This is a genomic window from Tardiphaga sp. 709 (assembly GCF_032401055.1).
In the GTDB taxonomy this organism is placed as follows: Bacteria; Pseudomonadota; Alphaproteobacteria; order Rhizobiales; family Xanthobacteraceae; genus Tardiphaga.
This window is the reverse complement of sequence record NZ_CP135529.1, coordinates 431,594-455,938: the sequence shown is the minus strand read 5'-3', so window position 1 is coordinate 455,938 and position 24,345 is coordinate 431,594. Positions and strand designations below refer to the sequence as shown.

The window sequence follows — 24,345 nt, the reverse complement described above, 5'->3', positions numbered from 1 at the left end:
GATGCTAGCGGGGATTTGCTCAGTGTTACTTGATTGGTCGGGCATCACCGATAAACGCTATTGGCCCTACTGTGAATTTGCGGGTGGCGGCTGGACGTCCAATTGGTCGATTTCGACTATCTTCCCGTCCAGATCCCTGACTGTCACCTCGCTAAAACCGTCTTCACGGTATTGCCGAACTTTCGCGAGTGCAGCCTGTGGGCTGTTTACAATAACCCCGACGGCAGACCCGCCAGCCGTAACCGCCCTTACTCGATAACCCATGCTTGCTCCCCAAGATAAGTGGCTATCAACAGTAGCCTGCTTGAGAATGCAAGGGGTCGGCCAGCGTCGAACTTGGGGGGAATGCGATTGGCTGATCGCCAGCGCGAAAGGTAATTCAGGCTACGGCCCGTCACGAGACCCGAAAGAGCAACCGGACGGACAGGGCCCCATGTCAGAAAAGTGCCAATACCGGAAATCGGACGAAAGCGGAGCAATCCGAGTAGCGGAGAAACTCCGCCGTTTTCTGCTCATCGACTCTTCGCGCGCTTGAAGTATCCCTCAAGGACATCGACTATGCCCAGCTGAAGCTTCGCTGCGAATTTCACGCCTTCGATGTCCTTGCGTGCCACGGCGCTTTTCAGACCGTCCTGGATCGCTGCAGCCAGATCGCGGATGCCGGAGTCGCGGACTTTTTTGCCAGCGCCGACCAATTGCTGTCCGAGTCCTTCGCCGTGGCTCCGATGGCCACCCATTCTGCGGTCGGCCGCGCCGCCAGGATACTCAGCTTGAACCCCGAATAGTCCAGCATCGCGACCTCGATGGGTGCAGGACGCTGCGCAGGATCGGTCGCACCTTCGATGATGCGATAGGCTTCGACAGATGCAAGCGCGATCGCCGGCAGGTCTTTTCCGGCCATCGCCTGCTCCATGGTAGTCAGTTCGCGGGCGAGCGCGTCGAAAGTCGGGGCGTCGAGCAACGGACGTAGCATCGGGAGCGCCGTGCGAATCGCCGCCACCTTTTCAGCCACCTTGTCCGCCTTGCCGCCCAGGGCGGCATCGATCAGATCCTCGTTGATCGAAGCGGCATCCGCAAGCTTGGCGTTGCGACCGAGGTCCTTGGCGAACGCCTCCTGCGCGAAGAGCGGCCTGGCCCGGAAGTCCGGCGCGGGCAAGCGCACCAGGGCGGGCGAGAGCGTGAAAGCTACGATGGCTGCGGCTGCGGCGGTGTGCTTGAGCATTTTCCTTCACCTCAACTCGACGCCCCTATCTTGGACGCCAGCGAATGCGGCTCGTCAACCAAAACAGGATGACATCGCGCCATCGGCCACCCTTGATAAATGCGATAGCGGGTCCGGTTCGATTCATGAATCGACCCAGAGCAACATCAACTCGGGCGTCCGCGCCAATGCTAACGGGAGAGTAACAATCGCTGTCATGAGAAGATTGGATTTCAAACTCATCGCGTGGTCCTTCCTAAGCTGGCTGACCTTTCTTGTCGCGGATACGACGCGAACTGGATCAGGGAGCTTGCCCGACAGCAAGGAGCTTGGGCGAACATTCCGCCGAAACGAAATCGCAAAGACCCGATCTGTTTTTGCCCGTTTTTGTATCGCGCGCGCAACCTGATCGAACGGTTCTTTAACAAGATCAAGCAATGTCGGCGTGTTGCGACTCGATACGACAAGCTCGCAGCTAACTATCTCGCGTTCGTCAAACTCGCCTCAATCCGAATTTGGTTGCGTGCTAATGAGTCTACGCCCTAGGAACGCGCGCTGGATGGTTTATTCAGGAAAGTGGAAGATGAATTATCAGGACTGCTGGAAACGGGAAATGTCTGGAGTATCCGGCTGCGTCGGCTGATTACAATCGACGTGATGCTCGCTAATCAAAGCAAGAGCTCGATGCTTCCACATTTCGGCCTCAGCGAGGAATTTCCAGCTTTCCGCAGGAAAAAAAGACGCTCGTTGTCGACACATGCTCTCCATGGCCCGCGCCCGTAGAAGGTCTTTCATCGCTTCCTCCTTACAGAGCTGCTCATTCTGCGCCAATCGAGCCGGACGTAAAGAGGCTCGAAAAATAGACTCCGCCAATACCTTTCGAATAAGGGAAGGATCGCAAAAACGATGCGCTGTGGCGACCCAAGATCAGGTGCTCATAATTTCATTCAATTTAACATTACGCCCTTCCCCCCGCCGTTAAGGGCCGTCCGTAAGGCACTACTCAGCTCATGAAGCTCGTAAGGTTTTCGCAATAGTGGAAATTCTGAGCCGAGTTTCAGCGCTGCTTCACTGTAGCCCGTTGCGAGAACGACGGGGATGTTCGGGTAATTCTGCCTAAGATGGCGGGCCAGGCCGAGACCATCCATTTTTCCAGGCATCACGACATCGCTGAAAACGAGGTCGATGCCGTCGTGCTCGATCTCGCGCAATGCGGACTCCGCGTCCGGTACGCATTTCACGCGATATCCCAACTCTTCCAGAAATAGGGCGCTGGCGGTGGCAACATCCGGATTGTCTTCAACAAGAAGGACATTGCCGGCGCCTTTGGCCAGAACCTCTGCTTCGTGCGCACCGGCATGGCCTTCGCCACGCGGAAGCCGAATGGTGGTTTCCGTGCCAGCGCCGAGCTCGCTTTGGATTTCGACACGACCGCCGGCCTGGTTGGCAAAGCCATGCACCTGTGAGAGTCCCAATCCTGTTCCTTTGCCGACGGGTTTGGTCGTGAAAAACGGATCGAACACCTTCGCTATGACATCCTCGGGAATACCTGCGCCGGTATCGGCCACCTTGATCTGCACGTACTCGCCTTTATCCTCTCCATCCCTGACTCGGTAATTTGCTGCCGTAATCGTCAAGGTGCCCCCGTCGGGCATGGCGTCACGAGAGTTGATGCTGAGATTGATGAGTGCAGTTTCGAGTTCGGTTGGATCCGCGAAGATTGGCCAAACTCCGGCCGGCACGGAGATTTCGAGCTTGATCGCGCTACCCAGAACGGTAGCCAAGACTTCGCGTACAGCTTGCACGGTCTCTTCAAGATTGAGCAGCGTCGGAGCGACTTGCTGACGCCGCGCAAACGTCAGCAACTGACGAGTAAGTGCCGCGCCGCGACGAACGCTTGCCTCAATCGCTCCTGCTGCCTCGATCACGCGGGGGACAATGGCATGCCGTTTGATCAGCCGAACGTTACCAGCGATTGCCATAAGCAGGTTGTTGAAGTCATGAGCCACGCCGCCGGTCAGCTGACCGAGCGCGTCCATCTTCTGCGCTTCCGCCAGCTGCTTTTGCATACGTTCAAGCTGCTGTGCTGCTTGACGTCGCTCTGTGATGTCGCGCGTAATCTTGGCAAACCCGATCAGCTCGCCTGCGTCATTGCGCACAGGATCAATGACCACACTCGCCCAAAAGAACGTGCCGTCTTTGCGGACGCGTAAGCCTTCTTCTTCGTAACGGCCCTTTTCACGTGCAATGCTGAGAGCACGCGCTGGTTTTCCCGCGTCTCGGTCGCCGGGGGTATAAAAGCGCGAAAAGTGCTGACCGATAATCTCGTCAGGAAGATAGCCTTTGATCCGCTGACCGCCGAGGTTCCAGCTGGTGACATGACCTTCCGGATCAAGCATGTATAACGCATAGTCCGTGACGTTGCTCACCAGCAGGCGAAAAAGATTTTCGCTTTCGCTCAATGCGGAGCGGGCTTGCATCCGTTCGGTGATGTCCCGCGTGATCTTGGCAAAGCCGACAAGCACATCGTTTTCATAGATGGCGTCGATAACCACGGACGCGAAAAACCGCGTACCGTCCTTCCGCATCCGCCAGCCTTCCGCTTCGAACCGCTTATTCCGGCGTGCGGCCTCTAGTGCGGCGTTGGGAAGTCCGGCTTCGCGATCCTCCGGGGGATAGAACACCGAGAAGTGCTGGCCTACGATCTCTTCTGCGCCATACCCTTTGATCGTCTCGGCGCCAGCATTCCAATTTGATACAATGCCGTTAGGGTCGAGCAGATAAATCGCATAGTCTGTGACGCCCTGAACGAGAAGCCGGTAGGCGTGTTCGCTTTCAAAAAGTTGGGGGGCGTGTTCGTTTTTTGTTGCTGGCATCATTCACTTTCCGCGAACCGATCCCGCTGGCAGAGGGCGTCAACTGCCATCGTTTAGCGGCACGGGAGTCGCAGAGTAGAGTAGGCGCCGCGCCATGTGCGGCACAAGAAAACTTTTACCGCCAGACCCGGAACTAAAATTCGCGTTAAATATTGTCTGTCTTGTCCCCAGCGTTGGTTGTTCGCTACAGCGAAAGAATTCAAACTTCTGGAAGAGGGCACAGACCCGGCTAGAGGATCGCCTAAGCCGCGACCTTGTGCCGGTCGCGGGCTCTTGTCGATGAAGATTTAGGCTCGGGTTTTCTGTCGGAGAACGGCGCTTAGCTCAGCTATCGCAGCCAAAAATGGCAGATTTCGACCGATCCACTTTTTATTAATGCGTAGCGCCACTACTGCGTGCGTATCGTCTTCAGCGATGATGCGAGCGTCGGTTCGAAGCAGCGAAGCGTGTTCCTGAGAGTTCATCAAGTCTTACCTATGATTTTCTTCGTAGTTCTTGGTCAGGAACTTTTCGCGCTCTGCGTGTGCGAATGCCAGCGCTTTATATTTTCTTTCGCGAACGAAAATTCCACCGTTCGTCAGGAGCGCGATGCGTCGGCGTGTTACGCGCTCGCGGCAGTGATCACCGGTTGAAACGGCGCCTCTGATAACTGACATAGTCAGGGTTAATTGCCGCTGCCGCAATCGATCTGCGACGAAATGTCTACAATGACTCCGTGTTCACTTGATGACGCGAAGCTGACCATAGCTGACGCGCAGTCGCTGTTGTGCGGCGACGACATTCATCGCGATCCAATATCTCAGCATGCGCTGAAGAACGGCTTGCGGGTCGCGAGGGGCAGGCTTGATATAGTCGGACAACTCTGCCTGAGCGTCCTGCATAGCCTTTGTGACGATATCGATGTCGCGCATCACAGATCCTCCCGTACGCCTTTGAATACTGGATGGCGAAGTTTTCCGTCAGCGGATTTTGCTCGATACTCGACCTCAGCTAGGAGCGAAGGTTTCACCCAGACAGCGTTGGGCTTCTTGATTTTCTGACTGTAGGCTTGCGCCTTTTGCACCAATGGAGCCAGACGCTTACGAACGTCGGTCACGGCGGCAGACGTGAAACCGTGATCGACTTTTCCGGCATAGATAAGGTTGTTGCCCTCTCGGCGTCCGACGTAGAGCCCGTCGAAGCGGTTCTCTTTTAGCGCGAAGCCGACAATCTGCAGGGTTTCCCTGTTCCGGCATGTCATCTTGACCCATGCGTCCGTGCGTCCAGAGCTGTACCGGCTGTCTCTTCGTTTTGAAACCACGCCCTCAAGGCCCATCTCGCAGGCCGTTTTAAGCATGTGCGCGCCGTCAACGTCGAAACTCTGACTAAGCAGAATGTGAGAGTTCTTTAAAAGTGCGGACAGCTCCGCTTTCCGGGTCACCAGCGGGACCTTTCGCATGTCGTACCCGTTCAGATACACAAGATCGAAGCCGTACATGACAAGTTGATCTGAAGGTTTGCCTGCTCGCAGAGCGTTTTGCAGCGCCGAGAAATCCGTAGTGCCGTTTTCGGCCGGAACGACCACTTCGCCGTCAATAATCGCTGACTTGGTTTTCAAATGCCAAGCGTCGGCTGCGATCTTCTTAAAGCGGTCGGTCCAGTCGTGGCCGTTGCGCGTGTAAATGTGAATTCCTTCGTTCACGATGTGCAGCTGCACGCGATAACCGTCGAACTTCACCTCATGTATCCAGCGGTCTCCAGAGGGCACTTTACCGATCGAAGACGCGAGAGCAGGCGCGACGAATCCCGGGAAGGCCGCCTTCACGCCGCCTTCGGGAGCCTTTGGTTTTGGATAAGGCATGTCAGTTCGCCGGAGAGACCAAAGGCGACTGTGCTGTGACAGGCTTATGGATCGACGATACGCACAAGACGCCACGATCGGCCTCGTCTGCGATTTGTCGCAGAATGCGGGCGCGCTCGGGATCTTGCTCAACCATGGCGAGACGGCGATAACGAACTGCGCGGGCTTCACTCATGCCAACCTCAAATTGTGCTGTTGGTCTCTGCCGGCGTGTCGCACCACGAAGTCCTCGATGGATGATGAGAGATCTTCGTGGGCTGCGTCGGCGCGTCGCCGGATCGAGCGACGCCTTCCGAGACATCGTCGGCCCAATGCTCGAAGGTGTTGAAGGCGATGACACGCTGAGGGTCGTTGTACTGTCCAGACATCAGGTCACGGATGACAGTCTCGAGATCGGTCTTGCCAGCGTCAGCCTCTCGCCAGGCGCACCCAGATCGCTCAAAGCAGTCCAGAACGAGATAGACATTCTGATCGCCGATGCTCGGCACAATGGAAGGTGTCCAACGGGACTGACGCATACTGATACTCCAACGCAACTGGTGGCCGATTCAAGCTAGCCACAGGTGATTCGTTCCGAGCGGGCTGGAACCTGTTGATCGAATTCTCGTTCCTTCCTCTGCCGCGGTATTGCGGTGCTCGGGAGACAGATGAATGGCCACCAACAAACCGACGGGGGACAATGCCCGTAAAGGCGCCGTCAAAAAGCGCAGCCAGACCAAGACAACGATGGACGGCGCCTCCACCTGGACGAAGCGTGACAAGACGTCCGGTGAGTTTATGGCGATCAAGAAGGCCAAGAAGTCAGCACCGACGAAGACCGCCGCTGCAAAGAAAAAGACTGCCAGGAAAACGACGGTCGCCAAGAAATTCAAGGGCGTCCGCCGGGAGAAAGGATCTCAGTAATGCGGTACTTTTTTAATTTGGTGGACGGGACGAAGCTTCCAGATGTTAGCGGCATTGATTTCGCGACGGACGAGGCGGCGATTGCTCACGCGCACGGGATCGCTTTCAACATCGTGAACGTGTCGCCCAACCACAACGGGCCGCAACGCTTCGTTTCAGTTGTCCAGGAGGGCGGTCAAGAAGTGGTCCGGGTACCGGTTCATAAAGAGCATGCTCGCTCCGATGATTGACGCTAACGGCGCTGCGGGGCCTCGATCGCGGCCCGCTCGCGAAGTTTCGCCCTCAGCTTGCGCACGCCAGACAATTGAATGCCAAGGTCGTAAGCCTTCCTTTTTACCGAGGCAATGGGCCGGCCGAGCGCTGCCGCGGCACGCAAGACGGAGGCTCCACTGGCACCGAGCTCTATCAACTTGGCGACGTCTTCCGTGCGCCATGGTTTCGCAAGCAGGCGCCTGATCACTGCTATTTCTCCAGAGGTCGCAGCTCGCCCTTCAGCCAGCCCGCGGCCAGGACCGCTGGATCTGGCTCAACAACTGCATGGATAAAGCTGCACTTTGCGCACTCGAAGGTATGCGTAACCAAACTATTTTCGGGGGAGGAGCATCGGATCCAATAAGCGCCGGCTCCGCAATTTGGACAGGGTAGGGTTCGAGTGCGCGGCATGGCTGATACTCGAACTATTGCCGTGGACCGGCGATCCACTCTAGGAAACAAGCTAAAGCCGAAGAGTCAAAGCCGTCTGCCCGGTACCCGACATATCCCCGTTTACGGCGGAAGAGACTTTGTTCAACGTGGGGACTGGGGTTTGCGCTTGAGCATCGCCACCTTGCGACCAAGGTGCCATAGTTCGACGTCGTGACCATCGACGATCTTTTCTGCAAACTTCAAGGCTTGTTCATCGGAATCGGCCTGGACGATTTCGACGCTTTCAAAGTGTCCGTCATTCCCTACGAAATATGCGCGATAATCAGGCATCGTTCTGCTCCTTAGAAGACGGGAGCAACCTGACTCTCGGCACCGATAGTTGTCCTTGGTCGAGCGGTGATAGATCAGCGTAGCACGTCTGCGGGTGGTAGGCGGCATATCTCTGCCCAGGCCACGGAGCATTCAGTCGGTAGGCTTACCATCGTACTTCGACGGCCCCTTTGCCACGATTTTGAGAGCGTCGTCAGGCAATAGGCGCTCCTGCAGCGCCTTCGCTTCATCCCATGGTGCGCGCATCCATGTTTCGACTTCCTCCGGCTTGGTGAGGATGACCGGCATCGCCTTGCTGTGAACGGGCTTCATGAAATCGTTGGCGTCTGTGGTCAGGAAGGCAAACAGGTCATTGGTGGACTCGCCTTCCTTGACCTTGCGCACTGACGTCCATGCGTCTTTCCATAGCCCGGCGAAGCAGGCGAGCGGCCGGCTCTCGTCGAGTGCGAACCAGACGTTGCCGCCATAGTCCTTGTTGAACTCGCTGAACGATGTGAACGGTACGATGCAGCGGTGCTCTATGCCGGTCCAGCGGGTCCAGTGCTTGCTTCTCAGGTTGCGGATGTTCGTCACCCCACCATCGGGCTCCATGCGGAGCAACTCGCTGAAATCGACGGTCTTGCCCTTGGCCTCCAGCTTTGCCGCACGTTTCTTTGCTGCTTCAAGGAGAGCATTCTGAGCCGACGGCATTCCCCATCGCACCATCGCCAACTGGCGTTCGCCGCCAGTGTTTCGCACGATCGGCGCCAGCTTGTCGGGGAAGATGCCCGGTAGCGGCGGCAGGTTTCCGGTGATGTCGCGATCGACCTTGAATAAGTTGCGGATCGCGGCCTGGTTCTTCGTCATCGAATAAAGATTGCACATGCAACGTTCCTGTCCATTACGTTCCCGGAGGGCGTCCGGTGATGTGCTCGATATGGGCCGTGGTCTCTTCGTGAATCCCCGGGTTGAACATCGCGCCACATGCGCACCGGATCGGGCCTCGACCCAGCTTGTTGCGATATCCGGCATCCCATAGCGTGTATTTGTTGGCGGTCCACTGTTTCTGCCGGCGGCACGCTTCGAACTCCGCCTTCGTGCGTTGTGGCAAGAACATCCTCCACGCGGCAGAAAATGCGGCGTGGGCCGTTTCAAAGGTTGTTGCTTCGCCCCTAAAACATTGGTCGCGATGGAGCGGGTAAAAGCCGCAAGACCATTTCCAGATGCCGGACCTCTCTGGGTTCGGATCCCAGTCTTGTTGAGCGATGGTACCGACCTGCACGTCGCCGTACCAGATTTCCCAGGTCTCCAGACGATCATCGATGCGCCGCCGTGTCAGGTCCGGCACCATGGCGCCTCCGGGGTGTGCCGTCGCCCATGCGCCAGTTGCAGCAATGTCGCTAGCGGGCGCTTGCCGCTCTTCGCGCATCGCTCGCAGCGCAGACGGCTCGCGAGATCGTGGATGCATGTCGTGTCGACATGCGGGAGTTCGGCTAGGCTGACGTCGCGTTTGATCCGACATCGTGAGCATTCGATTTCGAGCCACGGAAATCCGCCGTTAAGGGCCTGGTCGACGGTCGGTGACGGGTCGATTGGTTCGCCGTCCGCCCACATGCGCTCGTTCCAGCTTTCGCAGGCCAGTTTGTCGGCTTCACGGATCAGCGACTCGCCTTTGGCCCGTAGCTCGTCCGACTGTCGAGCAAGCATCAGCGTCACCCCACGCGCCTTCGTCAGCTCCTTGTTCAGAGCCTTGCGATCGCCTCCGGACAGAGGCGTGGGGTGACGTTTCGGGGACATGACGGTCACGATAGACCGTGAACAAGAAGAGAACAAACGTCTTTGCAAAACGTCCAACACCAATGTTGGCCGATGCAAGAGCATTGAAATTATTGATGAATGTTTTAGAGCGACCGGCGCTCCCTAGCAATACGCCAACGAGAAATTGGGACTGAGCTGACACCAAGCGATCCCGCTCTACGGCACTCCTTGGGTTTAGGCTCGCTGCCCGGTTCGCTGGCCTATTTGATGGACCCAAGGAGCAGAACGGCGATAACCGCTTTGGGCCCAAAGGGTCACTTTTGCGGCCTGACTTGCTTTACGCGACCTCGTCGCCCGTTCACCCCAATCGCTCGACAAATGCCGCGAGTTGATCGATCGTGGTCCCCCAGCCATCGCGGAACCCCATCTCTTCATGTTTTCGGGAGTCCGCAGCATTTTTGTGCAGTACGCGGGCCGAATATCGGGTGCCGCTTCCTTCTGGCTCGAACGTTGTGATCGCGGTCAACGCCAGCCAGGGTTCAGCCGGGTGCCACCCCTCTGTCAGGACCGTCGTGAAAACCAGGCGGGCTTCAGGAACGATTTCCAGAAAACAGCCCTCGAGATGTGGTTGAAATTCGCCGCCGCCCTCGCGCATTCGCGTCTCAAATCCGCCACCCGGGCGGAGGTCGAGCTTGATTACCTTGCATTCGATGGGGGCGGGTATCCACCATTTCGCCAGGTGCTCGGGCGTGCTCCATGCCTTCCAGACAATGGCTGGCGGCGCCTTGATGAAACGCGCAATGGTCAGTTCGGATTGTTCAGTCGGCATCTTCAATACTCCCGGTCATATGAGTTTCAACATAATCGGCAAGCCGGTCCGTCCTGCCCTGCCAAAGCGCACGTTGCTCGGAGAGCCAGGACTCGGCGGCCTCCAGCCTCTCGGTATTCACCCAGCAGGTGCGGACCCGGCCGACTTTTTTGGAACGGATCAGTCCGTCTGTCTCAAGCACTCGAAGGTGTTTCATGAAGGACGGCAGCCCCATGGCGAAGGGCTCCGCCAATTCCTTGACCGGTGCAGGGCCCTTCGTAAGACGACTGACGACCGCCCGTCTGGTTGGGTCAGCGAGGGCATGAAAGGCCGCATCAAGTGATAATTGATGGTTTTCCATGTGGAGAACTATAGCTAAAAGTTTCCCATTTGGCAAACTAAAGCGCGTGGGGTGTCGTTTCAGGTCGCTTCAATGACTGCGCGAGAGGCGCAGATGCGCCGACGATATTTTCCGATGTCGTAGCTTCCGCCGTCGATGACCCGCCGGATCGTCAGCGGGATTATCTTCATCATCAGGAATGGTCTGCGTTGGCGTCACGCGTCTGCGGCTTACGGCGTCGAAGACGATCTACAATCGGTTTATCGGCTGGAGCCGATTGCGTGTTCAACAAGATTTGCGGCCCTCGCAGAGAGGAGCGGCAAGCCGGATCAGCTGATGATCGACGCCAGCCATTTGAAGGCCCACCGCACGGCGGCCAACGTATCGGACGCACCAAGGGCGGTTTAACTCGAAGCTTCACGACCGGCGTTGGTCGATGCGAGGCGCCTTGGCCTCTTTCCGAGTCCGGTAGTTGCTAACTAGTGTGGCCAGCAAAATTGGTGGCCCAAACAGCGCGATGTGGCGGGCGCGCGCGGAGTTACCCACGACTGGAAACTCGCTTCTTGAATGGAAAAGCGGCCGTCGTCCCATCACCCGCACTAAGATATTCTTGCGGCACATTCTGATGTTTGAGGCGTTGCACAACAGGCCAGAAAGGTGAGTATCCAGGAGCGCATTCTATGAAGTTTCAGAGCGCAGACGACGTTCTCAGCAAGGTACCTGCGGTCACGCTCGGCTTCTGGGTAATCAAGATCCTTGCGACCACTCTGGGAGAAACAGGCGGCGACGCCGTAACCATGAGCTGGCTGCATGCAGATCAAAACGCTCAAAACGGCGGCTATTTAATCGGAACAGCGATTTTTCTAGCGCTTTTCGTCGCGGCGGTCATCGCTCAGATATCAACCACGAGGTTTAACGCTTGGGTCTATTGGATTGCCATCGTGGCTTCCACCACGGTCGGTACGGCGATGGCGGATTTTTTCGATCGCTCACTGGGCATCGGCTACGTAGGCGGCTCATCTATTTTGCTGGCCTGCGTCCTTTGCTCCCTAGGTGCCTGGTACATGACTTTGGGATCGGTCAATGTCGACACGGTAACTTCCCCAAAGGCTGAGCTTTTTTATTGGGTCACAATTACTTTCTCGCAAACCTTGGGCACTGCTCTCGGAGATTGGATCGCTGACGGCACCGGACTTGGCTACGATGGAGGAGCTGTGCTGTTTGGTGCGGGACTAGTCGTACTTGCTGCGCTGTACTACCTAAGCAAGGTGTCGCGCGTGTTTCTGTTCTGGGCTGCCTTCATTCTCACTCGCCCGCTTGGGGCTACCGTCGGCGATTTTCTCGACAAGCCGGTTAGCCATGGCGGGCTCGCCATAAGTCGACCGATTGCTTCGGTCGTCATTCTCATTGCAATTGCTCTGCTCATCGCCATCCTCCCGCAGCGGCCCGGACGACATTCTGTTGATATGGCTTCGCAGCCAACGATCGAATAGCTGCAATCCCTAGGCTTTTTAAGGGCGCCTTCTGACACGTAGCGCCGTTAGCAGCTGTGCAACCATTCGCCTCTTATCGGCGCATTGGATGGCGGGGAGGCCGTCACGATAGACTGTGAACGCGCCGTGGAGCATTGCGCCGGCCAGCAACGGCGTGGGGGACTGTGTCACGGGGTCGATGAGGCCCCAGACCGGGCGCAAAGGCGGTGAACGGGAGGCGGAAAAGCGACCCCGAAAAACGTCCAACAAAACGTCCAACACGGAGATCGGCCGCAGAAAACACCTTTGAATTCATTGAAGAATTTTTGGGGGAAGGCGGCTTTGGCGCTCCCTAGCGGAATCGAACCGCTCTCTCCACCGTGAAAGGGTGGCGTCCTAACCGATAGACGAAGGGAGCAAAAAACCCCGGCCGATCCAGCGGCCCGAAATCAGGCCAAGGATACCGCGGTTCTGCACGGCTATTTCTAAAATCGCCGCAACATCAAAGCTTTAGGGCTGATCTATCGCGGGCGGCACCGACCGAAAGCAAATCAGTTTGGTGCCAGCGGCCGAACGTATAGTGACGTTTGTTCGGGTCGGCAAGTGGGCGGTGAGGGATCAGGTGGATGATCCCCATGCGCGGCGCACGGACCTTGTGCACAGGACATTTCGAACTCTTCTGCACCTCTCAACGGTTCTTAAAGCATGCAGGCTTAAGGCTCTCTCCCGGGGGCGTGGAGTGATGCGATGGCAGTGACGAAAAAACGCGACACACGCCGGTCCGTACACCAGGCCGCATGGATCACGCTGGACGGTGGATTCGCGGCCCGGCAATGCAATGTGCTGGATCTCTCGACCTCCGGCGCGAAGGTCGTCGTCGACGATCCCACGTCGGTCCCCAACAAGATGAAGCTGGCCTTCTCGCGCGACGCACGCACCGGGCGTATGTGTGAAGTGGTCTGGCGCCGCGGCAAGACGCTGGGCGTTCGCTTCATCGCGTAGGGCCCCACGATCGTGCGCCCCGATATCGTCATTCCCGTATTGATGGGCTGCGCGCTGCTGTGGTGGATCGGCCGCGGCATGAACTGGACCATGCGCCTGGTCGTGGCCGCGATCACGCTGGTGGTGATCATGGGCATCCTGCTGCTTGAACGTTCGCTGAACTAACGTTCGAACGAACGCCTGCGTTCAGGAGAGGGGCGGCGCGACATAGGTCTGGAAGCCCGGCCGTGCCGAGATCACCTGATACCAGCGTTGCAGATGCGGAAGTGCAGGGCGCGTGACACCCACGACACCGAACCAGCGCCGTGCGTAGCAACCGATGGCGATATCGGCGAGGCTGAAATCGTCGCCTTCCATCCAGGTCTGATGGGAAAGTTGCCGGTCGACCATCTCCCACAGTGCCGCATTGGCGTCCGCAGCCTTCTGCAGCGCGGCCATGTCGCGGTCGGCGACGGGCGTCCGCACCAGTCCCCAGAACAACGGGCGCTCGGCCGGCTGCAGTGTCGTCAGTGTCCAGTCGAGCCAACGTTCCATCCCGGCGCGCACCTTTGGCGTGGATGGGTAGAGGCGCGATGTAGCGCCATAGGCCAGGGCGACATAGCGCATGATGGAATTGGATTCCCACAGCACGAAATCGCCTTGCACCAAGGTGGGCACGCGGCCGTTGGGATTCATCGCCAGATAGTCGGCCTCGCTGTTACGGCCAAATTGCATGCCGGCATCGATGCGCTCATAGGCGACGTCGAGTTCATGGCAGCACCACAGAACCTTTTGCACATTGACCGAATTGGCGCGGCCCCAGATCTGCAGGGATGGAGTGGGAGTCTGTGACACGATGAACCTCGCTGGCGAATAAGCGCCGCAGGTTTAGCCAGCAACGCGCCGCCATCGCAAGGCCGGTCTCGTGCTGACCTCTCACAAAGGAGCGAGCCCGCAAACGAAACAGGCCCCGCGTGAGCGAGGCCTGTTCATGGGTTCAGCTTGGGAGGCGTCAGCGACCGAAGAAGAGCCACAGCAGAATGATCACCGGAATCGGTACACCCAGCAGCCAGAGCAGAATTCCACGTCCCATTGTCTCAGCCTCCATGAAATCAGTATCGCATCAACAACGCGGCACTGCTCATGGCGTTCCACCGCGGCACCTGCAGCGATGCGTTTTGTGAGTTACCAATGTCCGGTGTTGGGCATTGACGACCATGGCTCTTGCGGCGGCAGTGCGTCGCCTTTCTGCAGAAGCTCGATGGAATGCAGATCGGGCGATCGCACGAAGGCCATCTGGCCATCGCGCGGCGGACGATTGATGGTGATACCGAGCTTCATCAACCGGTCGCAGGTCGCGTAGATGTCGTCGACCTCATAAGCGAGATGACCGAAATAGCGATCCTCGCCATATTTCTCTTCGTCCCAGTTGTAAGTGAGTTCGACCAGCGGCGCGCCGCGGCCCTTGGTGTCGGCCAGCAGCGCCTCGTCTTCGGCGGCGCACAAGAACACCAGAGTGAATTTCGCCTTGTCGTTGTCGACCCGGCGGACTTCCTTGAGCCCGAGCGCATCGGCATAGAATTTCAGGGCCGCATCCAGATTGCGGACGCGCAGCATGGTGTGAAGGTAGCGCATTGGATTGTCTCCATGGTCGACGCAGGCCTGCAACTGCAAAGGCAGCGGTGCTTGCCATAGCAGCTTAATACGACAAATGGCAGGTATCGTAGCGGCAACGACGGGACATCTGCGGGATTGCGAGGTTAGCTGGCTTTTAAGCGCTCACATCGACAATGGCTGGCGTATCGATCTCCCGCTTTTGCCAGACAGTCAAATCCTTGCGCGGCTTTCCCCACACATATTCGTCACCGCTTTGCCGAAGATGCTGAATAGCCGCCACATGTGCGTCGTCGGCGCTCTTGGCCTCGACAACAATCTCCACGGATTCCTCGACGGAGCGAACGACGACGACGCTAAAAAATTTCTTTGCCATGCGAGTATAACGGGTAGCGTAAGGCTACGTTCCCGCAGGCAACGAGCCGTCGGCTCCCTTGTCGTTTTGCCGGCGATTTTGTCGTGAAGCGGGCAGCCCAAAGGTCAGAATTAGGTTGGAGCGATGCTGAGGTTATAGTCCTCGATCTTCTCCTGCGTGATGTCGACGATGGCGCCGGGAAACCGAACCGCCTTGCCTGACGAATCGAGCGTGCACTTGCCGCGCGCATAGACCCAATGCGTGTCGCCGTGAGAGACGACGCGATATTCACGGGAGAACACCTGACCGGTCGTCAGTGAGCGATTGATGGCGGCGGTGACATCATTGATATCGTCCGGATGAATGGCATCCAGCCAGTCTTGTAATGGCGTGCCCCGCGAGGCCAAATCTGCATTGACGCCGAACAGGCGGGCGAATTTGCTGTCTGCATAGACGCGGTCATTGGCGATGTCCCAGTCCCAGATGCCAACCAATCGATCCTGGATACTGGAATCGCCTTCATGATGACGCACGCCGCTCTGGGCGGCTTCGAGCGAAGCCATCCGCAGGATCTGCGCGAGAACTGTCTGATGGCTCGCCTGCGCCGAGATGGCAAGCTCCCTGCATATCTCCGAGATGGGCCGACCGACAATCATCACCGCTCCCGGAACTTATTGGCCAATTAATCGTAATATTACGTATATTGATGGGCATTCAATTCAACGTACAGGGAAAAGGTTCCGAAACCTTTCTGTACAACTTGGGAGTGTTACTCGTGTGGCGGTTTGGAAGGGCTTCGGACGAGGAGGCCTTAAAAATGGTTGTGACTTACCTCACCATTAACGAGCCGGAGCGCCGTCGCGAAATATTCGAACTCGCTGAGAAGTATGCGAAGGAGACCTGCGCTCCCCCGATCTCGCAGGACAACGTCGATAAGAAGTAACACGCCGAGGAAGTAACGACCGGGCGGGGTCGCTTTACGATGCGGTTCTGTAGTTTAGTTTGATCGCGGGAGCGCCGAAAATTAACAGTCCACAACGGCTTCGTTAAAATCCGCTCAGCCAAGCCACCTTCATCGGTTAGGTTAAAACCAGAGTATGATTGCGCGGAAATAAGAGTGAGCTATTCATTTCCCATCGAGGGAGTGACCATGTCCGCTTCGTTTCACAATGCCGACAAGCCGACGCATCGACGGGTGATGCTGGTAGGATTTCTGTTCTGCGCAGCCTTTGTCGCCGTGAGCTTCTTCGCCCGGCCGCAGCTGGCAACGGACCATGTCCTGCTGAAAGCCGACAAGCTCACTCGTACCGCCGGCCAGCCTGTGGCTGCCAACTAGCCAAGCAAGGCGTCAACGCTGGCTCGGCGTTGTGTTCGGGCTAAAGGGCATGATCACGCGCACCGGCTCTTGCGACACAGGTCGCTCATGGGCGACACGCTGGGTGTTTTTGCTTGCAACAGCGGGTGTCGGCTCGAGGAGCCACGGTACGAAGGCGATCATTCCGCAGACAAGCGCGACCGCGCTGAGCAGCAATACGCCATTATCTTCTTCTCTCGGTCCCATGCCATGGAAACACCGCACTGCGGCATTCGTTCCAATGAGCTATACGACCGCATACAAGCGGCGAGGGAAGACCATGAGAATTATCGTTGGACTGCTGATCGCTGTCATCCCGCTGCAGGCCTTTGCTGCGGCGTCGAAGAAGCCAGTGGCAACGAAGCACAGCATGACGCCGGCACCACGAAAAGCAGATCCGTGTAAGCAATACGGCGCCGGCTTCGTCCAGGTTGAGGGGACGTCGACCTGCATCAGGGTCGGCGGGAGCGTCGGCATTGGTGGGGGTGTTTCGCACTAGAGCGTGGATCGCCGCGGACTGCTGGCTACCTCAGACCTTCTTGTCGAGCTCGACCGGCGCCTCCGGCGGCTCGTGATGGTCGTCATAGGCCCGTTTCGCCTGCAACTGGTCCCATGCCCCCGTGCGCAATGACAGCCGACCGTAAGGCGGCGGGTTCGGCCTCAGTTCGACGGTTTGAACGACAAGGGCTGTGGACATCATCTCCCATAATGCCGCGGGTGCGATTGGGTTCTCCGAGCTCTGGAAGTGCAGTTAAAGCCGGGTTGGCGGAATCTCCGGCATTTGAACAATTGCTTGTGTGGCAGGTGAGCGGCGCCCGGAACAAGTCACAGTCGTGCATGTTTTGCACTCACCAAACGGCATATGGGACACCTTGCGTGGACGAAGAATTCAATGACGCCGGCGAGCAACTCGCCACTTACATCAACCAGTTGATTGAAGAGGCCGACGACGATGGACGACCTGAAGAACAAGGGTCAACCGGATCGCAGCAAGATCAACATGCACGAGGCGCATGAGGTGAAATACTGGACCCACCAGCTCGGCGTGTCCCGCGAGAAGTTGCAGGCAACAGTAGAGAAAGTCGGCAATGCGGCTGCGGCCGTGCGCAAGGAACTGGCGCGCTAGAGCCGATACATCGGACTGGGCAAACAAGAACGGCACCCGATCGGGTGCCGTTCCGCTGTGTGGTATATCCCGGGCGTCAGATGCCCATGGGAACGCCGTAGTAATCGTTCACCGCGCGGGCCCGCGATGTGTCAGCCCAATTCCAACTATTGTCATTGCCGTATTTCGGGGCGTTCTCCAGCTGCTGCTGTGTCACGCCGGTGCGATAGCCGCCGAGTGCGGTGTCATATTTCAGCGACTGCCAAGGGAGAGGATAGTGATCGTCGCCGATGCCGAGAAAGCCGCCGAAGCTGAGCACAGCGTAGGACACCCGGCCACTCTTCTTGTCGATCATCACGCGTTCGATCGATCCGATCTTCTGGTCGTCGGCGCCGAACACCGCGGTGCCTTCGACCTTGTCGCTGCCAATGAGGTTGCCTTGTTCACTTGCTTCGATGGGCATAAGCCGTCTCCCTTCTGGTTGTGTCTCGCCAACCGGTGAAAGGGAGAAACGTTCCTGCGTCGTTGCCGCGCGGACGTTTTGGGCACGTCGTGCCGTCAGCGGCTGGCGACTAGGCGCAGACGTGGCTTGAGCGTGTCCTGCAGATCCTCGGCAAGCTTGAGGACCCGCGGATCGCTGGAGCGGGCCGCGCAGGTTGAGAACTGATTGACGGAGCGGACAAGAGCCTTGCGCTCTTCGCGCGTGCGTGTGACATGCGGACTCGACAGGCGCAGCACCATCTGGCCGAGGCCGACGAGCAATTCGTCGAGCGCTTTGTCGATCTTCGCGATCTGTTCAATCATCGCCATTACTCCACTGCTCGCACGCGTGTCCGTGCGACACCGCGTACATTCATGGAGAGGAAAGCGTCGGCTTTGCGAGCCGTTCCGATAACCGGCCCCTCATGGTGAATGAAACGTGAAGCCGGTGTGGGGCGCGTTAAGGCTTCATCCGGAGCTAATCGGCGCCTTGTCGCGGGGGAGCGTAGCGAAGCGACGCGTATAGGGTGACGGTTTCATTTTGCGATGCGTCACGGGAATCATCTTGTCGCGTCCGTTGTGCTCATCGAAAGCGCGAAGCCGCTCTCTGATGAATTCGGGGTGCGCCGCGTGAAAGGCCTGAAGCTGGCGTGCGAGCTGCGCACGGCGATAGCGAATGGGCATCATGACACACTTCCGGTCTGGAACCCGAGCGGTGAAATCTTACAGGCCCTGAAACCAACAAAAAAGCTTGGCGTTATTTGGCCGGTGGTGAACAGAAAGGGTATCACATGAAAAAGGCAGCATTGATCCTGGCCACTGTCGCAGCCATCGGCACGACCGCCATGACGGCGCCGGCTGAAGCGCGCGGATGGGGTAGAGGTTGGGGACCGGGTCCCGCAATCGGCTTTGGTATTGCCGCAGGTGCACTGGCCGCGGGGGCCTATGGCGGCGCGTACGGACCGTACGGATATGGATATGGCCCACGCTATTATGGCTACGGTCCCGGCTACGGCTATTATCGACCGCGCTATTACCGTCCGGCTTATTATGGCGGTTACTATGGTCCCGGCCCCTATGCCTATGGCCCGCGTTACTATCGCAGCTATGGTTATTGGTAGGGCCCAACACGGCCCGGAGCATTGCTTCGGGCCTATTGAGCTGCACGCGCAGTGACTCGCATTCAATAAAAAGCCCGCCAGATAATGGCGGGCTTTTTATTGAATGCTGCTGCGAGCAGATCGTAGCTAGTGCCGCACGCGGCGCTCCTGACGGGGTGTCACGAACTCGTTCCAGTCGGTGGCCCGTACCTTTTCGATCGTGGTCTCGTAATAGTCTTCGCGTTCGCGCTGAAACTTCGCCTGCTTCTCGCGAAATTCTGCCACCCGGCGTTCCATGTCGGCGCGTGCCGCTGAAATTCTTTCTTCGTTCATTCTCTTCTCTTCGTTTCGCTCCCCAAGGAGAGCATCGATGCCGAATGCGGCATCAATCCGATCTTTGCAAGGCGACCGGTGGATAAGTCGCAGCGCGCGACGCTCACGCAAGCTGAGATCTCCCGCACCGAATCACCGGCAAAACAAAACCTCGCATCACCGCGGTGAAGCGAGGTTGGATGTTCCAGCGCAGACGTAACGCCGCCGACGCCAAAGGGTTCCGTTATTCAACACTCTCCAATGCGAGCGCCTGTTCGAAATCCCGCATCCGCGCGTTGACCCAGTCTTCGTCCTGACAACTCAACAGCAGCATTTCTCGTTCTGCCTTGCGGCAGAATTCCGGATCCGGATCGATGCTTTTCCAAAGGTCGATACGTGCCTGCAAATCCATGTCAGTCTCCCTGTTTTCCAGCCGCGTATGCCCCGCCAACCCGGCGATTCCTGTGACGTCGCGATAAAACATTGGCGAATGATGTTCGCTATTTGTTCTAGTTCAGGTCATCAGTTCTGTCCATCGGGATATCGCTGCGGCCGATTGGAATGCACGGAAATTCTGCAGGGGAATGGTGCGATCAGGGGGGCGATTCTGATCGCGATGGAGAGTGTCATTGTCATCAGCTATAAGGCCGCTCGATCGGGGCCTTTTGCTTCGGCGTCTGTCAGGAGAGCTGCATGAGCAAGCAGGCAATGCGCGAAGAGGCCGAGCGTCTGATCCGCGAGACTATGGAGCGCAAGGCGCTGGTGGTGAAGCAGGGCGACACACGGATTATGACGACCTGCGGCAAGTGCGGCGCGGCGAACAAGGTTTCGGCGCCAAAGGGCGTCGCGCGGGTGTCTTTCACCTGCAAGGAGTGCGGTCACGAGCAGGTCACGCTCTGACCCTATACTGAAACCGGAAATCGGCGCGAAAATTGCTTTGTGTTTCGCGGTGGTCCGGGGCAATAATTGCGGTAACGGCTCGGGGAGAGCTGACTGCAAAAATTGAAGGGCGTGAACGATTACCCTTGGACCGGTGCGTATTTGCTGCGTTGGGGACGACCATGCGTTTTTGGGTTTTGGGGACTTTTGGAATTTCTCTGGTGGCGTTGGCCACACCTTCCGCCGCTCAGTCCATTCGGACAGCTGAACCGCTCATCCTGGCGCCTTACGAGAGCGCGCTGGTCCAGGACGGGTCATGTGCGGCCGGCAAGATCTTGAAGGTCACCGGCGGCATTCGCGGCCTGCGCCGCAAGAAGCTGTGCATCCCGCTCAATGAGATCCAGGCCTCGCTGGGCTCGGTGGTTCAGTAACCGCTCGCGGCAAGGCTTGCTTTGGCTGGGCGGCTTTCCGAGATTGCATCAATCGCCTGTTAACGTTGGAGCGAGCGCTCACTTGGGCTGTATGGGCGACGTGTTACCCTGCCAGCATGATCAGTCTTGTGCCAGTCGCCGCCGTCCTGGCGTCCGAACGCGGCGTCCGGCCGGCGCCGGTGATCGATTCCAGTGATGCTTCCCAACGCGACTACTGGGCCTATCGGCTGAGCGTCTCGCCGACCGAATTGAACGCCGCGATCGAAAAGGTCGGCTCGTCGGTTGCCGCCGTGCGGCGACACCTCGGCAAATAACCCGGACCGACAGGTCGTCCCCCTCAAACAGATCGGCTCTCGAGTAGAAGCCCCAAGGCGAAAGCCCCGCCGGGGGAGGACGGGGCTTTCTAAAAACAGAGCATCGGGGAAGCTGCTCCGGCTTTACAACCGGTCGCGCCCGGAATCGTTCCGCAGCGTTGTTCGGATACGCGTCTGCATGGCTTCGTAGTAGACGTCGCGCTCGTGGATCATCTGGGCCTGGCGAGCCTTGAACGACGCAACGCGCTTGAGGATCTCGGCCCGTTCAGATGGGCCCGAATAGAGCGGATCTTTCCGGACCGGAGATGCCGTGTTGGTTGGACCTGCAACAGGAACGTCCTGCGAACTACGCTCCGAGGTTTCAATTGCCGCGTTCGCCGCATGTACAATCAATGCAGGGGCCGTCAAGCGATCGACGTCCGTGATGGCAGGCGAGGTGACGGTTTCCGTTGAATCGGACGCGTACGACGGTGCGTGGCTCGGCGGTTGCCAGATGTTCAGTCGCTGGGCCGCGACCGGATGCGCCGCGGCGACTTCCTGTACGAAAGCGAGCGTCTGCGCGACCAGCCGGTCACGCTCTTCTTTCCAGGATGCCATGACGCGTTTCCTCAATCCCGCATGCATTGTCTGCGAAGCAAGAGCTCGACGTCAATTGAATTGCATCCATCATGATGTCTTCGGTGGATGATCGCGCTGCCGCGCTTGCGGCGCATGGATGTTACCGCTAGTTCCGAACAAACGGAGATTTCCATGGCCAAGATCGATCTGGACTCACTGAGCATCGAGGAACTTGCGGCACTGCGTGATCATGCATCCGACAAGCTGGCGGAAAAAGTTGCTGCACGTCAGGCTGAGCTCGAAGCCGAACTCGATAAGCTCGCGCAGTACGGCAAGTCCGTGAAGAAGTCTCAGGCAACGCCGGTAGCAAAGCCGAAGAAGGACGATCTGCCGAAGAGCGAGCTCTCCACCGACGTTTCGCGGGCTGCATAAAGATTTCGCAGATCGGTATTTGAATACTTGAGGGCGGAGCGCATTTCAGCTTCGTCCCGATATTTCAGATGCGGTGTTTTGACACCGCCTACATTTTATTTAATTGACGCACGCTGGCGCATATTTTGCGCGCCTTGGGGAAGGAGTGCGGACGTATTTAATCGGAGCTTATTTATGCCGACCCTTGATATCAAATCTCTTTCGGTTCCCGAACTCCTCGCATTGCGGGAGGACATCGACAAGCAACTGCAGGCCCACCGTGCCGAATTGCAGGCGCAACTCGCACAGATCAGAAGCGTCGATGGTAAAACCAGCCACGTCAAAGGCATCAAGGTTCCACCGAAGTATCGCCATCCCAAGACGGGAGAGACCTGGACCGGGCGCGGCGGTGTCGCGGGGTGGCTCGCGAAGGAGATCGCCGCCGGTCGCAAGCGGGAAGACTTTTTGATCGACAAGCCCGCCAGGAATGGACGCGCCAAAGCGAAATAGATCCAGGAAACGTGGCGACGAAGCGAAACATGCGTTGATCCCGGCATGGCACCGGATCCCGGTCTGCGGCATTGTCGTCGCATCACTTCCTCTCGGACCTTCCAATGATTGCAACCGACATTCGCACTGGCGTGGATCGTCTTGGTGAGATGATCGCCGAGGCCAGAACCATCGTGCCGTTCACCGGTGCGGGGATCTCGACCGAAACGGGCATTCCCGACTTTCGTTCGCCTGGCGGGTTGTGGACCCGTAACCGGCCAATTCCGTTCGACGAGTTCGTCGCCAGTCAGGATGCACGGGATGAAGCTTGGCGCCGGCGCTTTGCGATGGAAGAGACCTTCGCCGCGGCCAAGCCTGGTCGGGGGCATCGTGCGCTCGCCTCACTCTACAAGGCCGGCAAGATTCCCGCTGTGATTACCCAGAACATCGACAACCTGCATCAAGCGTCCGGCTTCAAGGCTGACGCTGTGATCGAGCTGCACGGCAATACGACCTATGCGCGCTGCATTGGTTGCGCGAGGCGCTATGAGCTCGATTGGGTGAAGAGCAGATTCGATTCCGAAAGACAGGCGCCAGACTGCACGGTATGCGGCGAGCCCGTGAAGGCTGCGACGATCTCATTCGGTCAGGCGATGCCTGAAGATGAGATGCGTCGCGCAGCTGAGCTATCGCAGCACTGCGATCTGTTCATTGCGATTGGATCGTCGCTCGTCGTGTGGCCCGCAGCGGGATTCCCGATGATGGCAAAACATGCCGGTGCACGTCTTGTCATCATCAACAATGAGGCGACCGAGCAGGACGATCACGCTGACCTTGTCATTCGCCATGATATCGGCGAAACGCTCGGACCATTCGTCGGAAATTGATGCGCATCTGATTCGTTTGAGCGCAAGCTGTTCATAGCTGTCACTGTGTTCGTTTTTTGTCTTTGCTGATCAGGCGACAGTGTTATCTTCGAATCGAAAGATTCGCACCGCGCCATCGTGAATTAGCTTCGATGGGGCATGTGAGATGGCGCTGACAGGGCTGACAGCGCAAATGATAGTGGGATCCGGGGCCATGGGGTCGGACGCATTTGAGTCCAAGCGGTTGGGGGGACTGATTCCCGGAGCGGGTGGTCCGCGACCAGGGAATGAGCTTTCAGGCAACGCAAGCCGCGACGCACTCGACCCCTTTGCAGGTGTCGGCGAAGGCAACGCAGTCGATCTCGTCGAGATCAACGGTGTCATCAAGTGGTTCGATGCCTCCAAGGGTTATGGCTTCATCATTCCTGACAATGGCGCAGCCGACGTGCTCCTGCATGTGACCGTGCTTCGCCGCGACGGCTACCAGACGGCCTATGAAGGTGCCCGTGTGGTCGTTGAATGCACCCAGCGGTCCAAGGGCTATCAGGCTTTCCGCGTTGTCTCGATGGACGAGTCGACTGCCATCCATCCCGCGCAGATGCTGCCGCCGCGCACCCATGTCAGCGTGACGCCTACCAGTGGCCTCGAGCGGGCGCAGGTGAAGTGGTTCAACCGGCTGCGTGGCTTCGGCTTCCTCAGCTGCGGTGAAGGCACGCCGGATATCTTCGTTCACATGGAAACCCTGCGCCGCTTCGGCATGACCGAGTTGCGTCCCGGCCAGTATGTGCTGGTGCGATTCGGGCCCGGCTCGAAGGGCATGATGGCTGCCGAGATCCAGCCCGAAGGCGGTACGCCGGGTCTTTCGTCGCACTAAGCCGTCCACGGTTTTCCAAGTTTCTTGCGGGTTTCCTGCCAGCCTTGCCGTCGAGGGCTATCACGCGGCT

Annotated in this window: 38 protein-coding genes, 1 tRNA gene and 2 pseudogenes; 19 read left to right on the top strand and 22 right to left on the bottom strand. The window is 58.1% G+C overall.

Annotated features, from left to right (window positions below):
- Window positions 1-622: 622 nt before the first annotated feature.
- Window positions 623-1,222, bottom strand: a complete 600-nt coding sequence (locus RSO67_RS02465) for a hypothetical protein (RefSeq protein WP_315842206.1) — start codon at window positions 1,220-1,222, stop codon at window positions 623-625.
- Between the two features lie 249 nt (window positions 1,223-1,471).
- Here RSO67_RS02465 and RSO67_RS02460 point away from each other — a divergent pair.
- Window positions 1,472-1,747, top strand: a pseudogene (locus RSO67_RS02460) (transposase); the annotation flags it as partial.
- Between the two features lie 401 nt (window positions 1,748-2,148).
- On the opposite strand, the gene RSO67_RS02455 reads toward RSO67_RS02460, so the two are convergent.
- The 4 genes from RSO67_RS02455 to RSO67_RS02440 form a co-directional block, all read right to left on the bottom strand.
- Entirely contained in the window at window positions 2,149-4,080 is a 1,932-nt protein-coding gene (locus RSO67_RS02455; RefSeq protein WP_315842205.1) for a PAS domain S-box protein, read from the bottom strand.
- 716 nt (window positions 4,081-4,796) lie between these two features.
- Window positions 4,797-4,988 carry a hypothetical protein gene (locus RSO67_RS02450; RefSeq protein ID WP_315842204.1) on the bottom strand — a complete coding sequence of 64 codons (192 nt, stop codon included), beginning with the start codon at window positions 4,986-4,988 and terminating at the stop codon, window positions 4,797-4,799.
- Window positions 4,988-5,917, bottom strand: a complete 930-nt coding sequence (ligD, locus tag RSO67_RS02445) for a non-homologous end-joining DNA ligase (protein WP_315842203.1) — start codon at window positions 5,915-5,917, stop codon at window positions 4,988-4,990. Before ligD ends, RSO67_RS02450 begins: the two co-directional genes overlap by 1 nt.
- A 182-nt stretch (window positions 5,918-6,099) precedes the next feature.
- Window positions 6,100-6,435 (bottom strand): hypothetical protein, encoded by a 336-nt coding sequence (locus RSO67_RS02440; RefSeq protein WP_315842202.1) that lies wholly within the window; start codon window positions 6,433-6,435, stop codon window positions 6,100-6,102.
- Between the two features lie 133 nt (window positions 6,436-6,568).
- Between RSO67_RS02440 and RSO67_RS02435 the strand changes: the two genes are divergently transcribed.
- Together RSO67_RS02435 and RSO67_RS02430 are read left to right on the top strand one after the other, a co-directional pair.
- Window positions 6,569-6,820 (top strand): hypothetical protein, encoded by a 252-nt coding sequence (locus RSO67_RS02435; RefSeq protein ID WP_315842201.1) that lies wholly within the window; start codon window positions 6,569-6,571, stop codon window positions 6,818-6,820.
- On the top strand, window positions 6,820-7,050 hold the full coding sequence (locus RSO67_RS02430) for a DUF6894 family protein (protein ID WP_315842200.1): 231 nt from the start codon (window positions 6,820-6,822) through the stop codon (window positions 7,048-7,050). The genes RSO67_RS02435 and RSO67_RS02430 overlap by 1 nt, the downstream gene beginning before the upstream one ends.
- 556 nt (window positions 7,051-7,606) lie before the next feature.
- On the opposite strand, the gene RSO67_RS02425 is transcribed toward RSO67_RS02430, so the two are convergent.
- The 6 genes from RSO67_RS02425 to RSO67_RS02400 all read right to left on the bottom strand — a co-directional run bounded on the left by RSO67_RS02425 (window position 7,607) and on the right by RSO67_RS02400 (window position 10,701).
- A complete protein-coding gene (locus RSO67_RS02425; protein ID WP_315842199.1) occupies window positions 7,607-7,795 on the bottom strand; it encodes a hypothetical protein in 189 nt (62 codons plus the stop codon).
- 132 nt (window positions 7,796-7,927) lie between these two features.
- The gene (locus RSO67_RS02420) at window positions 7,928-8,659 is read right to left on the bottom strand and encodes an SOS response-associated peptidase (protein ID WP_315842198.1); all 732 of its coding nucleotides are present in this window, start codon (window positions 8,657-8,659) and stop codon (window positions 7,928-7,930) included.
- A gap of 16 nt (window positions 8,660-8,675) precedes the next feature.
- Complete coding sequence (locus RSO67_RS02415; RefSeq protein WP_315842197.1) at window positions 8,676-9,125, bottom strand: hypothetical protein; 450 nt, start codon at window positions 9,123-9,125, stop codon at window positions 8,676-8,678.
- The gene (locus tag RSO67_RS02410; RefSeq protein WP_315842196.1) at window positions 9,110-9,571 is read right to left on the bottom strand and encodes a hypothetical protein; all 462 of its coding nucleotides are present in this window, start codon (window positions 9,569-9,571) and stop codon (window positions 9,110-9,112) included. The genes RSO67_RS02415 and RSO67_RS02410 overlap by 16 nt, the downstream gene beginning before the upstream one ends.
- A 319-nt stretch (window positions 9,572-9,890) precedes the next feature.
- A complete protein-coding gene (locus RSO67_RS02405; protein ID WP_315842195.1) occupies window positions 9,891-10,361 on the bottom strand; it encodes an SRPBCC family protein in 471 nt (156 codons plus the stop codon).
- The gene (locus RSO67_RS02400; RefSeq protein ID WP_315842194.1) at window positions 10,351-10,701 is read right to left on the bottom strand and encodes a metalloregulator ArsR/SmtB family transcription factor; all 351 of its coding nucleotides are present in this window, start codon (window positions 10,699-10,701) and stop codon (window positions 10,351-10,353) included. The genes RSO67_RS02405 and RSO67_RS02400 overlap by 11 nt, the downstream gene beginning before the upstream one ends.
- Before the next feature lie 141 nt (window positions 10,702-10,842).
- Between RSO67_RS02400 and RSO67_RS30415 the strand changes: the two are divergent.
- Together RSO67_RS30415 and RSO67_RS02390 are read left to right on the top strand one after the other, a co-directional pair.
- Window positions 10,843-10,946: pseudogene (locus tag RSO67_RS30415) on the top strand (IS5/IS1182 family transposase); the annotation flags it as partial.
- A 414-nt stretch (window positions 10,947-11,360) separates the two neighbouring features.
- The gene (locus RSO67_RS02390; protein ID WP_315842192.1) at window positions 11,361-12,173 is read left to right on the top strand and encodes a hypothetical protein; all 813 of its coding nucleotides are present in this window, start codon (window positions 11,361-11,363) and stop codon (window positions 12,171-12,173) included.
- Between the two features lie 322 nt (window positions 12,174-12,495).
- Here RSO67_RS02390 and RSO67_RS02385 read toward each other — a convergent pair.
- Window positions 12,496-12,570, bottom strand: a tRNA-Glu gene (locus RSO67_RS02385).
- Window positions 12,571-12,899: 329 nt separating this feature from the next.
- Between RSO67_RS02385 and RSO67_RS02380 the strand changes: the two genes are divergently transcribed.
- Together RSO67_RS02380 and RSO67_RS02375 are read left to right on the top strand one after the other, a co-directional pair.
- On the top strand, window positions 12,900-13,154 hold the full coding sequence (locus RSO67_RS02380; RefSeq protein ID WP_068736534.1) for a PilZ domain-containing protein: 255 nt from the start codon (window positions 12,900-12,902) through the stop codon (window positions 13,152-13,154).
- 12 nt (window positions 13,155-13,166) lie between these two features.
- On the top strand, window positions 13,167-13,319 hold the full coding sequence (locus tag RSO67_RS02375) for a hypothetical protein (RefSeq protein WP_158005731.1): 153 nt from the start codon (window positions 13,167-13,169) through the stop codon (window positions 13,317-13,319).
- 21 nt (window positions 13,320-13,340) lie between these two features.
- Here RSO67_RS02375 and RSO67_RS02370 read toward each other — a convergent pair whose 3' ends face one another.
- The 4 genes from RSO67_RS02370 to RSO67_RS02355 all read right to left on the bottom strand — a co-directional run bounded on the left by RSO67_RS02370 (window position 13,341) and on the right by RSO67_RS02355 (window position 15,758).
- A complete protein-coding gene (locus RSO67_RS02370; RefSeq protein WP_315842191.1) occupies window positions 13,341-13,988 on the bottom strand; it encodes a glutathione S-transferase in 648 nt (215 codons plus the stop codon).
- Between the two features lie 330 nt (window positions 13,989-14,318).
- Window positions 14,319-14,768, bottom strand: coding sequence for a VOC family protein (locus tag RSO67_RS02365; RefSeq protein WP_315842190.1), 450 nt, complete (start codon window positions 14,766-14,768; stop codon window positions 14,319-14,321).
- Between the two features lie 136 nt (window positions 14,769-14,904).
- Entirely contained in the window at window positions 14,905-15,123 is a 219-nt protein-coding gene (locus RSO67_RS02360) for a hypothetical protein (RefSeq protein WP_315842189.1), read from the bottom strand.
- 110 nt (window positions 15,124-15,233) lie between these two features.
- Window positions 15,234-15,758: a PAS domain-containing protein gene (locus RSO67_RS02355; protein WP_315842188.1), complete on the bottom strand. Its 525-nt coding sequence runs from the start codon at window positions 15,756-15,758 to the stop codon at window positions 15,234-15,236.
- A 161-nt stretch (window positions 15,759-15,919) separates the two neighbouring features.
- On the opposite strand from RSO67_RS02355, the gene RSO67_RS02350 reads away from it, so the two are divergent.
- The 3 genes from RSO67_RS02350 (at window position 15,920) to RSO67_RS02340 (ending at window position 16,955) form a co-directional block, all read left to right on the top strand.
- The gene (locus tag RSO67_RS02350) at window positions 15,920-16,045 is read left to right on the top strand and encodes a hypothetical protein (RefSeq protein WP_283805494.1); all 126 of its coding nucleotides are present in this window, start codon (window positions 15,920-15,922) and stop codon (window positions 16,043-16,045) included.
- 207 nt (window positions 16,046-16,252) lie between these two features.
- Window positions 16,253-16,438 carry a hypothetical protein gene (locus RSO67_RS02345; RefSeq protein ID WP_315842187.1) on the top strand — a complete coding sequence of 62 codons (186 nt, stop codon included), beginning with the start codon at window positions 16,253-16,255 and terminating at the stop codon, window positions 16,436-16,438.
- A gap of 49 nt (window positions 16,439-16,487) precedes the next feature.
- Complete coding sequence (locus RSO67_RS02340; RefSeq protein ID WP_315842186.1) at window positions 16,488-16,955, top strand: hypothetical protein; 468 nt, start codon at window positions 16,488-16,490, stop codon at window positions 16,953-16,955.
- Between the two features lie 30 nt (window positions 16,956-16,985).
- Here the strand turns inward: RSO67_RS02340 and RSO67_RS02335 are convergent, their stop codons facing one another.
- A complete protein-coding gene (locus RSO67_RS02335) occupies window positions 16,986-17,153 on the bottom strand; it encodes a hypothetical protein (RefSeq protein ID WP_170849665.1) in 168 nt (55 codons plus the stop codon).
- A gap of 255 nt (window positions 17,154-17,408) precedes the next feature.
- Here RSO67_RS02335 and RSO67_RS02330 point away from each other — a divergent pair, with 255 nt between their 5' ends.
- Window positions 17,409-17,582: a DUF3606 domain-containing protein gene (locus RSO67_RS02330; protein ID WP_315842185.1), complete on the top strand. Its 174-nt coding sequence runs from the start codon at window positions 17,409-17,411 to the stop codon at window positions 17,580-17,582.
- A gap of 76 nt (window positions 17,583-17,658) precedes the next feature.
- Here the strand turns inward: RSO67_RS02330 and RSO67_RS02325 are convergent, their stop codons facing one another.
- Both RSO67_RS02325 and RSO67_RS02320 read right to left on the bottom strand, forming a co-directional pair.
- The gene (locus tag RSO67_RS02325) at window positions 17,659-18,024 is read right to left on the bottom strand and encodes a PRC-barrel domain-containing protein (protein WP_089264240.1); all 366 of its coding nucleotides are present in this window, start codon (window positions 18,022-18,024) and stop codon (window positions 17,659-17,661) included.
- 95 nt (window positions 18,025-18,119) lie between these two features.
- Complete coding sequence (locus tag RSO67_RS02320) at window positions 18,120-18,365, bottom strand: hypothetical protein (protein WP_315842184.1); 246 nt, start codon at window positions 18,363-18,365, stop codon at window positions 18,120-18,122.
- A gap of 467 nt (window positions 18,366-18,832) precedes the next feature.
- Here RSO67_RS02320 and RSO67_RS02315 point away from each other — a divergent pair, with 467 nt between their 5' ends.
- Complete coding sequence (locus tag RSO67_RS02315; RefSeq protein ID WP_315842183.1) at window positions 18,833-19,162, top strand: hypothetical protein; 330 nt, start codon at window positions 18,833-18,835, stop codon at window positions 19,160-19,162.
- A 126-nt stretch (window positions 19,163-19,288) separates the two neighbouring features.
- On the opposite strand, the gene RSO67_RS02310 is transcribed toward RSO67_RS02315, so the two are convergent.
- On the bottom strand, window positions 19,289-19,474 hold the full coding sequence (locus RSO67_RS02310; protein WP_139069921.1) for a hypothetical protein: 186 nt from the start codon (window positions 19,472-19,474) through the stop codon (window positions 19,289-19,291).
- A 223-nt stretch (window positions 19,475-19,697) separates the two neighbouring features.
- Complete coding sequence (locus RSO67_RS02305; protein WP_315842182.1) at window positions 19,698-19,937, bottom strand: hypothetical protein; 240 nt, start codon at window positions 19,935-19,937, stop codon at window positions 19,698-19,700.
- A gap of 209 nt (window positions 19,938-20,146) precedes the next feature.
- Here RSO67_RS02305 and RSO67_RS02300 point away from each other — a divergent pair, with 209 nt between their 5' ends.
- From RSO67_RS02300 to RSO67_RS02290, 3 genes are all read left to right on the top strand, one after another.
- Window positions 20,147-20,353 carry a hypothetical protein gene (locus tag RSO67_RS02300; RefSeq protein WP_089264246.1) on the top strand — a complete coding sequence of 69 codons (207 nt, stop codon included), beginning with the start codon at window positions 20,147-20,149 and terminating at the stop codon, window positions 20,351-20,353.
- 200 nt (window positions 20,354-20,553) lie between these two features.
- On the top strand, window positions 20,554-20,763 hold the full coding sequence (locus RSO67_RS02295; protein ID WP_315842181.1) for a hypothetical protein: 210 nt from the start codon (window positions 20,554-20,556) through the stop codon (window positions 20,761-20,763).
- A 128-nt stretch (window positions 20,764-20,891) separates the two neighbouring features.
- Window positions 20,892-21,077: a DUF3606 domain-containing protein gene (locus tag RSO67_RS02290; RefSeq protein ID WP_315842180.1), complete on the top strand. Its 186-nt coding sequence runs from the start codon at window positions 20,892-20,894 to the stop codon at window positions 21,075-21,077.
- A 123-nt stretch (window positions 21,078-21,200) separates the two neighbouring features.
- Here the strand turns inward: RSO67_RS02290 and RSO67_RS02285 are convergent, their stop codons facing one another.
- On the bottom strand, window positions 21,201-21,674 hold the full coding sequence (locus RSO67_RS02285) for a hypothetical protein (protein ID WP_315842179.1): 474 nt from the start codon (window positions 21,672-21,674) through the stop codon (window positions 21,201-21,203).
- Between the two features lie 153 nt (window positions 21,675-21,827).
- On the opposite strand from RSO67_RS02285, the gene RSO67_RS02280 reads away from it, so the two are divergent.
- From RSO67_RS02280 to RSO67_RS02265, 4 genes are all read left to right on the top strand, one after another.
- On the top strand, window positions 21,828-22,067 hold the full coding sequence (locus RSO67_RS02280; RefSeq protein ID WP_315842178.1) for a hypothetical protein: 240 nt from the start codon (window positions 21,828-21,830) through the stop codon (window positions 22,065-22,067).
- A 174-nt stretch (window positions 22,068-22,241) separates the two neighbouring features.
- The gene (locus RSO67_RS02275; RefSeq protein ID WP_315842177.1) at window positions 22,242-22,556 is read left to right on the top strand and encodes an H-NS histone family protein; all 315 of its coding nucleotides are present in this window, start codon (window positions 22,242-22,244) and stop codon (window positions 22,554-22,556) included.
- 104 nt (window positions 22,557-22,660) lie between these two features.
- Entirely contained in the window at window positions 22,661-23,422 is a 762-nt protein-coding gene (locus RSO67_RS02270; RefSeq protein WP_315842176.1) for an SIR2 family NAD-dependent protein deacylase, read from the top strand.
- Window positions 23,423-23,615: 193 nt separating this feature from the next.
- On the top strand, window positions 23,616-24,275 hold the full coding sequence (locus RSO67_RS02265; protein ID WP_315842175.1) for a cold-shock protein: 660 nt from the start codon (window positions 23,616-23,618) through the stop codon (window positions 24,273-24,275).
- Window positions 24,276-24,345 lie beyond the last annotated feature (70 nt).